The sequence below is a fragment of the Bradyrhizobium sp. genome (assembly GCF_049581145.1).
GTDB lineage: Bacteria > Pseudomonadota > Alphaproteobacteria > Rhizobiales > Xanthobacteraceae > Bradyrhizobium.
The window spans coordinates 1-8,218 of the sequence record NZ_JBAURI010000135.1 but is presented as its reverse complement, the minus strand read 5'-3'; the positions used below and the strand labels follow the sequence as shown (position 1 = coordinate 8,218).

Here is an 8,218-nt window from a genome sequence, read left to right as displayed (position 1 = left end):
CGCGCGTGCTGGGCGGCGGCTTCATCCAGAGCGCGGCCGCCAGGAACGTGGCGCCGACGCCGCGCGCGCTCGCTGAAGCGATCCGCGCATAGCGGCGCACAGGTCAGGCATGGGGGATATCGACCGGGCGGGTGTCGCCAAGGCTTACGAGCGCTGGGCTCCGATCTATGATCTGGTGTTCGGCAAGGTGTTCGACCACGGTCGCCAATCGACGATTGCGGAAGCCGATCGGATCGGCGGGCGAATTCTCGATGTCGGCGTTGGCACTGGGCTGTCGCTATCGGATTATTCGCGCTCGAGCCAAATCTGCGGTGTCGATATTTCCGAACCCATGCTGCGCAAGGCGCAGAACCGCGTGCGCGCGCTGGGGCTCAAGAATGTCGAGACGCTCGCGGTGATGGACGCCAAGACTCTGGCGTTCGCGGATGCGTCGTTCGACGCGGTGGTGGCGCAATATGTCATCACCGCGGTGCCCGATCCGGAAGCGACGCTGGATGATTTCATCCGGGTGCTGAAGCCCGGCGGCGAACTCATTCTCGTCAATCACATCGGCGCCGAGAACGGTCCGCGCCGCGTCTTCGAGCTGGCATTCGCGCCGTTGGCGCGGCGGCTTGGTTGGCGCCCGGAATTTCCTTGGGCGCGGCTCGTGACTTGGGCGCAACGCCATGGCGGCGTCAGCCTCGCCGAGCGCCGGCCGATGCCGCCGATGGGGCATTTTTCCCTGATCCGCTACCGAAAATCGTGATCTTTTCCGGAACTACGGCGCGCGACATTCGTTTTCGCTGCATGTGGATCAAACATGCCTTGCTGATTTCGAGCCTGGTGATGGCGTCTTGCGGCTTCGCACGCGCGCAGGAACCGCCCGCCCCCGCAACTCCGCCGCAGCAGACCGTGCCGCCGCTGTCGCAGGGGTCGACAAGTTGCGCGCCGACGACCGGCGGGACCGTCACGCCGGAGGGAGCGACCGTCGGCCAATCCAACGCACCGCTGGGTGACAAACTGGCGAAATCCAACGGCGTGCTGTGTCCGCCTTCGGGCGTCGACCCCGAAATGCGCGCGCCGACGCCAGACACCGGGAATACGCCGGTCATTCCGCCGCCCGGGAGCCCCGGCGGCAACCCCAATGTCCAGCCGAAATAAGCCGCGAAACGCTGGAGATCCCAAAGGCTGGCGTCAACGGCTCGGTTCCCGAATGGTTTGATCTCGAGGAGATGAGGCCGTGGAGTGCGGTTTGCTTGACAGGGGTTGAAGCTGTTCCTTATATGCCGCGCGTCGGGTTAGGCCATATCTGAGGCCTGCGTCGAAAGCCGTGGCGGGGTAGCTCAGCTGGTTAGAGCACGGGAATCATAATCCTGGGGTCGGGGGTTCGAGTCCCTCTCCCGCTACCACGCTTATTTTGTGATGGGCCTGCGGAAGCAGTTCTCTTGCAATTGACGTTACGAGCTTTCCTTTCACCTCGACCTGGCCGCGGCACCGCATCGTAGCAATTGAGCGCGTTTGTCGAACAAGCAGGCGCGGTTTGAATGCCCCGCGCCCTGGAGGCGGGCTGCGCATTCCGGCAATTGCCTCGATCTCAACAAATCCGGAATCGCGCGCCGACCGGACGCGCCGGAGTGGCTCGCATTCCATCCGATCGCGATTCGCTTCCAGCTAAGTGCCGGTGAAATGCACCAGTTTGCCGGTGGCGAGCTCGACGGTCACGAAGTCGTCCGGCGTTTTTGCGCCGTCTCCGTCGCTCGCCGGGTGGTATTCGATGCGTAGTTGCGTCGCGGTCGCGATGACTCGCAGGTAGCCATAGTCCTGATCATCGTAGTTTTCGAGGATGACCTTGTCGGCGTGACCCTTGATCTGCAACTGCTGCGGCGTCCGCAAGGACGTCCCCTTCTTCCGCATCAGCTTCGCCAGCGCGTGGCCGCCATTGCCACAAATGATGTAGGGGATCTGCGTGTCGCCGTGCAGCCGCGTGAACCGCTGATAGTTGTGGGCATGACCCGACAGCACCGCATGCGGCCAGACTCCGGTCTTGCCGCAAATGGCGTCAATCTGAGACAGCATCTGCTGGCTCCAGCCGTGAACGCTGCCGGCCGTGTAGGCGGGATGATGGTGAGCGAGAATGAGCGCGCCCTTGAATCCGTCGGATGTCACCCGTTTCAGCGCCGCCTCGAGATAGGCGAGTTGTGAATCGCCGATCGTGTCGTCCGCGATGACCCCGGGGTCTTCGAGCGTGTTGCTGTAGAGCGCCAGGATGCGGACATAAGGCGGCGCCTCGAAGGTGTAGAACACGCCCGGTTGGATTTGCGCGGTGCGCGCCAGCCCGCCGGCTTCCGCCGTTACTTCGAACTCGCTCGCGCAGAAATTCTCGAGGAAGGCAGCCAAGGTCGATGCGTTCGTGTTCGGCGCGACCATGCCGTCATGGTTGCCGGCGAGGGCCACGATCGGCGCGGGGTAGTCGCGGTAAGGCTCGTAGAACTGGTCGTAATAATATTCGGCTTCGCCGAAGCTGTAGACGACATCACCGAGATGGAAATAGAACATCGGCTTCTCTTTCTCGTCGTCGGTGAAATCGTTGACCATCTTGTCGGAGACGAGGTTCTGTGTTTCCGGCCCTCGCGTGCTTCCGGTATCACCAGTGACGTGAAACACGATCTGCGCTTTGGCCTGAAACTGCTTCTGCAACGTGTTGACGCTGGCCCCGAGCACTGCGGCCAGGGTGAGCGTGGGCTCCGGCAGACCGCGCGGCGCCGGGAACGGCAGCGGGGCGATCTTGTGCTCGCGGTTCAGCTGATCGATTTGCTTATAGACCGGATTGTCGGAGGGATGCTTGACCTCGAAGCTGGTCGGATCATCCGTCGGTTGCGGCTGAGCGAAGATTGGTTTGTCGAGACCAGTTGCGCCGGTGTTATCGATGGCCTCGGACTGCGCGGGCGTCTTTCCCTTGCGGGTCTTGTGTGTTCGTGCCATGCGCGCCTCCCGCGAAGTTTATCAGGTGCTCGAACCGTCGTTATCGCGGCCGCTGCTGCAGAGAACGAAGTGGTTCAAATTGATCGTCGCCACTGTCGCGTTTTCGAAAGTAGTTACAGCCGAATCATGACAGCGGTTTGATCTCCGGTACTTATCGGCGAATGGGATATGTCGGGCCGGCCCCCATTTCGCTCCGGCTCAGCATCACGGGCGGCCAAAATTGCGGGCGTGCGCCTCCAGAGGCCACTCTGGATGTCGATGTCTCCTTGCAAGCGGGGCACCGTGACTCGGCCGACCGGCCTCAATCGAGACCATCGCGCTTGGCTCTCCGCCGTCTCGCCAGGGAGCCCGACCGTCATCAAATCGTGATTTTACATTTCTGCTTAATTTGTCAATTTTGGCAAATGCAGGCAAGACAGCCGCCCCAGGACCGCATTCTCGATGCCGCCATGCGCGTGTTCCGTCGCCACGGCTTTCGCCGCTCTTCGATCGAGCAGGCGGCCGAGGAGGCTGGGCTTACCCGGCAGGCGCTCTACCATCACTTTTCGTCCAAGGAAGCGCTGTTCCGCGCTGCCATCGAGCGGCTCTATGAGCAGGCGCTCGCTGCCGAGCGCGCAGCGGCCGAGACGGCCGAACAGGCAGGACAGGACCTTGCCGGTATCGTCATCGCCGAAATCGGCGCGCGGCTCGGCGCCCTGTTCGCGGCGCTCGAAGCTTCGCCGCATCTCGACGAACTGCTCTCCGAACATCTCGCCCAGGCGCGCGACCTCCATCAGACCTATTCGGCCCGCTTTGGCGGAGAGGTCGCCGCCACCATTGCCCGCGTCTGCCGCGCGCGAAAGCTCGAATTGACCGGCGGCGTGACGGTCGAGGAGCTCGCGCGCTGCGTCGAGATGGCGATCCACGGCGCCAAATCCGTCTATCCTTCGATGCAGCCGGCCGACGCTTGCCTGAAGCAGATCGCGGTCATGCTGCGGATGCTGATCGCCGGCGCGATCGCGCCGCCGCCGACACCGCCTGCAAAAAAATCTCAGCGCACAACGGGAGACCGGAAATGAACAGCATGACGATCAACGGCAGGGTCGAGCAGCTTCCTGATGATCAAGACGCATTGCTGATCGACGTGATCCGCGACCGCCTGAATCTCACCGGCACCAAGCTCGTCTGCGGCTCCGGTGTCTGCGGCGCCTGCACCGTGCTGCTCGACGGCGAGCCGGTGGTCAGCTGCCTGGTTCCGGCCAACGCCGCCGCGGGCAAACGCCTGACGACGATCGAGGGCATCGGTGCTGGCAAGCTGCACCCGATTCAGAAGGCGTTCATGGCGCATGACGCGCTGCAATGCGGCTTTTGCACGCCGGGATTTGTGGTGGAAGCGGCCGCCTTCCAGGACAAATGGCGCGCGGCACGAGGCACGGCGGTGCCGTCACGCGAGGAGATCGCGGCAGCGCTATCGGGACATCTCTGCCGCTGCGGCGCCTATGAGGGAATTTTTCGCGCGGTCGCTGACGCCTGCGCCGGGCGGTTTGATGGCGAGGATCCGGTCGCGCCGCGATTGGAGGCGCGCGACAAGGTGACGGGGCTTGCGCGCTATACCGTCGATATCTGCCATGACGGGCAACTCGACGGCGTCATCCTGCGCTCAGGCGTCGCGCATGCGAAGATCTCTCGCCTTGACCTTGCGCCTGCACTCGTCGTCGAAGGCATCGCAGCCGCGGTTTCGCTGCTCGCGGACGACGGCATGGTGCGTTTTGTCGGCGCGCCGATTGCGGCCGTGGCCGCCAAGGATCGCCACACCGCGCTCGAGGCGATTGCCGCGATCACATTCGATTGCCAGGAACTGCCCGTGGTCGTCGGACTCGATGCGGCGCGGCGCGACGATGCGCCGGTCGTGTTCGACAAGGCCAACCGCAAGCGTGCGGGCAACGTCTCGGAGGGCGCCGGCGGTGCGCCGGTTGCGTGGAAGGGCAATGTGCACGGGCCGTCGGCACTGTTCTCGCAGCGGGGCAGGCGGGCGAAGAGCTGGCTTGCCGAGGCACGCGAGGCGCGTAACCCGCTGCTCGTCGAAGGGACGTTTCGGGTCGCGACGCAGCAGCATGCGTGCCTCGAGCCGCATGCCGCCGTGGCGCGGTTCGACGCTGATCAGCTCACGGTGCACATCTCGACGCAGGCCGTCCATGAGATCATGGAGAAGATCGCCAAGCGCTACAAGCTTGCCCATGACAAGGTGCGCGTGATTGCCGATCATGTCGGCGGCGGGTTCGGCTCCAAGGGCACTCTCGGCATTGAAACCATTGCCGCGATCGAGCTTGCGCGGGCTGCCAAGGCGCCGGTGCGCGTGGTGTTCGACCGTGAGGAGGAGCTCTCCGTCACCGGTTATCGCCCGGCCGCCGAATTGAAGCTGTCATTGCTGCCTTCCGTGCAGGGCGGCCTCAAGGCGCTGTCGCTCACGGCCCACGCCGACACTGGCGCCGCGGTGAATTCGTTGATTGCCGGTCTGGCACGGTTGATCTATCCGGCGGAAGCGAAAGAGCTCGTCGACTTCGACGTGCTCAGCAATCTGCCGCCGGGCGCGCCGTTCCGCGGCCCGGGCGGTCCGCCGATGGCGTTCGCGCTGGAACAGGCGGTCGACGAGGCGGCGTTGCGGATGAAGCTCGATCCGATCCAGCTGCGTAAGCTCTGGGATCCCGACCCCAACCGGCAGCGGCTTTACGACTGGGCCGCCGGCCTCGAGGCGTGGCGCAACCGCAAGCCGGCCTCTTCGCAGAGCGGTCGTTACCGGCGCGGCGTCGGCGTCGCCAGCGGCTATTGGCTCTATCTATGGCAGCTCGGCTCGTCGGTCGAGCTCGCGATCAAGGGTGGTCGCATCGTCGCGAGCTGCGCGGTGCAGGATATCGGCACCGGCACGCGGAGCGTGATCGCGAACACGGTGGCGAAGGCATTCGAGCTGGAGCCGCAGGACATCGAGGTCCGGATCGGACGCTCGAACCTGCCGGAAGGACCGGGCTCCGGCGGCAGCCGCGTCACCGCTTCCGTCGTGCCGCCAACATTGCTCGCGATCGAAAAACTCAAGGCGCAGATTGAGCGGACTGCGGCGCGCCCGCCGCATCCTGGCTCGAATGCGCCGTGGCGCGAATTGATTGCCGCAGCGCCCGACCTGGTCGTCTCGGCGAAGCGTCCGGAGGACGACAAGCCGCCGCCCGGCGTCAGACCGGCGCTGCGAGAGGCGGGCACCATGGGCCTGGTGTTCGGCTTTATGCTGCGCACCTTCAACAAGATGGTCGTCGGCGCCGGCGTGCCGAGTTCGGTGCAGGTGATCGAAGTCGAGGTCGACACCTGGCTCGGCCATGTGCGTGTGCTCAACGTTTCTACCGGGCTTGCGATCGGCCGGCTCGCCGCGCCGGTGCTGGCGAGGAGCCAGGCCGCGGGCGCGGTGATTCAAGGCATCGGTTACGCGCTCTATGAAGCGCGCGAGACCGATCCTGTGACGGGACACGTGCTCAGCGCCGGGATGGAAGACTACCGCATTCCCGGCATTGCCGACATGCCGCGGCTGGATGTGCATTTCGACGAGGCCGGTTTCGATCATGTGCCCGGCGGCAGCGTCGGCATCGGCGAGGTCGCGACCGTGCCGACTTCGCCGGCGATTGCGAATGCGATCGCCAACGCTATCGGCGTCAGGTTGACCGAGATTCCAATCCGGCCTGACCGCCTGCTCGCCGCGCTGAAAGGGAGGGACGCCGCATGAACATCGCATCAATGACCGCGCTCGCAGCGGAATTCCGCGCGGCCGGCACCGACCTTTCCGAGCGGCGTCGGAGCGGCGTCTCCAAGGGGCCGCTAACGGATATCATGTTGTCCGGCGAAAGCGGCATCTCATGGAGTACCGATGGCGCGGCCAGCATCGGCGCGCTGACGACGATTGCGGCAATCGGGGCGGATGCACGTGTCGGCGCGGCCTATCCGGGGATAGCGGCGAGCGCGCAAAATCTCGCCACGCCGCAGGTCCGGCATCTGGCAACCCTCGGCGGCAACCTGGCGCAGCGTTCGCGTTGCTGGTATTTTCGCAATCCGCATATCGATTGCCTGAAGAAAGGCGGCAGCACATGCCCCGCCCGGTCAGGCAACCATCTTTATGGCGTCGCCTTCGATCTCGGCGACTGCGTCGCCCCGCATCCTTCGACGATGGCGGCCGCGCTGCTTGCTTATGATGCCCACATCACGACCAACCGCCGCGATGGCTTGACGATCGCCGAATTGCTTGGCGACGGCTCTGATGGACGAGCGGACCACGCGCTCGCTGCCGGCGAGATGATCACCAGAGTTGTGCTGCCGGCGCCGCTGACTGGCGAGCGCGCCGCCTACAAGCGCGCGATCAGCCGCGCTTACGCCGAATGGCCGCTGGTGGAGGTCTGTGCACGCGCCACGATCGTGGATGGCAAGTTCCAATTCGTGCGCCTGGCCGCGGGCGGCATCGCACCGGTGCCGATTAGCCTGATCGCTTGCGAAACGGCGCTGCAGGGCCAAGCTGCAAATGCGGCGACGATTGCGGCCGCCGCCAGCGAGGCCAGCGCGGGAGCGAAGCCGCTGCCGATGACGGCCTACAAGCTCGACCTGCTCGAGGGACTCGTGCGCGATCTCATGGAACGCCTCATGGCGTAGCGCGAGGATCGCTCGGCTCTTGTCAAGCCAGGTAGACCCGTTCCCGCGGGCCATTGAGACCGGTCGCTTCGTCGGCATCCTGCCTCGACTGCTGCGAAGTCTCCATGGGCGAGCATCTGTCTGGGGGAGTACCTTGTGCTCGCTGGCCGCTTGGAAAATGCGAGTTCTTCAGCCGCGTTTCATGAACATTTCACCCAATGCCGCCACGGTCGCCGGATGAGCTTCCGACCAGTTCAGACTGTCGGCAAGATGGGTGTAATGGTTGGCCATGCGAAGCAGTCGCCCGCGCAACTCCTCATCTGCTTCATGTTGCGCCTGCTCCCTGAGCTGGTTGGCCTCGCGAATGAGATCGGAACGGTCAGCCATGGCTTGTGCTCCTCACAGGTTGACAACGGATCGCTCCCACGCCCCGTGGCGACAACCGGGATCGGCGGGGTCCAGTTCCTTCTTTTTTAGGCCCGCCGTGTCTGTGCGAGAAGCGATCGCGATGGGCATGCGCGTCGATCGCGCTGCATGATCGAAAATTAGGAACGTCAGCGGTGGCCCATAGGTTATCAGCTGGTCACGAAGGATAGCACCAAGGAAGCAATCATGAAAC

The 8,218-nt window shown here is 64.5% G+C and carries 8 protein-coding genes and 1 tRNA gene; 6 read left to right on the top strand and 3 right to left on the bottom strand.

Annotated features, from left to right (window positions below; translation table 11 throughout):
- The first annotated feature begins 109 nt into the window (after positions 1 to 109).
- The 3 genes from WCB02_RS04490 (at position 110) to WCB02_RS04480 (ending at position 1,388) form a co-directional block, all read left to right on the top strand.
- Entirely contained in the window at positions 110 to 745 is a 636-nt protein-coding gene (locus tag WCB02_RS04490; RefSeq protein ID WP_423956635.1) for a class I SAM-dependent methyltransferase, read from the top strand.
- Positions 746 to 786: 41 nt separating this feature from the next.
- Complete coding sequence (locus WCB02_RS04485; protein ID WP_423956634.1) at positions 787 to 1,140, top strand: hypothetical protein; 354 nt, start codon at positions 787 to 789, stop codon at positions 1,138 to 1,140.
- Between the two features lie 171 nt (positions 1,141 to 1,311).
- Positions 1,312 to 1,388 (top strand) — tRNA-Met (locus WCB02_RS04480).
- A 262-nt stretch (positions 1,389 to 1,650) separates the two neighbouring features.
- Here WCB02_RS04480 and WCB02_RS04475 read toward each other — a convergent pair.
- Positions 1,651 to 2,961 carry a metallophosphoesterase family protein gene (locus tag WCB02_RS04475; protein WP_423956633.1) on the bottom strand — a complete coding sequence of 437 codons (1,311 nt, stop codon included), beginning with the start codon at positions 2,959 to 2,961 and terminating at the stop codon, positions 1,651 to 1,653.
- Between the two features lie 404 nt (positions 2,962 to 3,365).
- On the opposite strand from WCB02_RS04475, the gene WCB02_RS04470 reads away from it, so the two are divergent.
- From WCB02_RS04470 to WCB02_RS04460, 3 genes are read left to right on the top strand one after another with little or no spacing between them, the layout of a single operon-like run.
- Positions 3,366 to 4,019: a TetR/AcrR family transcriptional regulator gene (locus tag WCB02_RS04470; RefSeq protein WP_423956632.1), complete on the top strand. Its 654-nt coding sequence runs from the start codon at positions 3,366 to 3,368 to the stop codon at positions 4,017 to 4,019.
- Positions 4,016 to 6,706, top strand: coding sequence for a molybdopterin-dependent oxidoreductase (locus tag WCB02_RS04465; protein ID WP_423956631.1), 2,691 nt, complete (start codon positions 4,016 to 4,018; stop codon positions 6,704 to 6,706). Before WCB02_RS04470 ends, WCB02_RS04465 begins: the two co-directional genes overlap by 4 nt.
- A complete protein-coding gene (locus WCB02_RS04460) occupies positions 6,703 to 7,620 on the top strand; it encodes an FAD binding domain-containing protein (protein WP_423956630.1) in 918 nt (305 codons plus the stop codon). The genes WCB02_RS04465 and WCB02_RS04460 overlap by 4 nt, the downstream gene beginning before the upstream one ends.
- Before the next feature lie 168 nt (positions 7,621 to 7,788).
- On the opposite strand, the gene WCB02_RS04455 is transcribed toward WCB02_RS04460, so the two are convergent.
- Positions 7,789 to 7,986: a hypothetical protein gene (locus tag WCB02_RS04455; protein WP_423956629.1), complete on the bottom strand. Its 198-nt coding sequence runs from the start codon at positions 7,984 to 7,986 to the stop codon at positions 7,789 to 7,791.
- Between the two features lie 12 nt (positions 7,987 to 7,998).
- Positions 7,999 to 8,218 (bottom strand): hypothetical protein (locus WCB02_RS04450; protein WP_423956628.1); only part of this gene is annotated, 220 nt, incomplete at its 5' end.

Coding starts and splice junctions, on each gene's coding strand:
- WCB02_RS04470 (WP_423956632.1), top strand. CDS start 3,366: ATGCAGGCAAGACAGCCGCCCCAGGACCGCATTCTCGATGCCGCCATG.
- WCB02_RS04455 (WP_423956629.1), bottom strand. CDS start 7,986: ATGGCTGACCGTTCCGATCTCATTCGCGAGGCCAACCAGCTCAGGGAG.
- WCB02_RS04465 (WP_423956631.1), top strand. CDS start 4,016: ATGAACAGCATGACGATCAACGGCAGGGTCGAGCAGCTTCCTGATGAT.
- WCB02_RS04485 (WP_423956634.1), top strand. CDS start 787: ATGTGGATCAAACATGCCTTGCTGATTTCGAGCCTGGTGATGGCGTCT.
- WCB02_RS04475 (WP_423956633.1), bottom strand. CDS start 2,961: ATGGCACGAACACACAAGACCCGCAAGGGAAAGACGCCCGCGCAGTCC.
- WCB02_RS04460 (WP_423956630.1), top strand. CDS start 6,703: ATGAACATCGCATCAATGACCGCGCTCGCAGCGGAATTCCGCGCGGCC.
- WCB02_RS04490 (WP_423956635.1), top strand. CDS start 110: ATGGGGGATATCGACCGGGCGGGTGTCGCCAAGGCTTACGAGCGCTGG.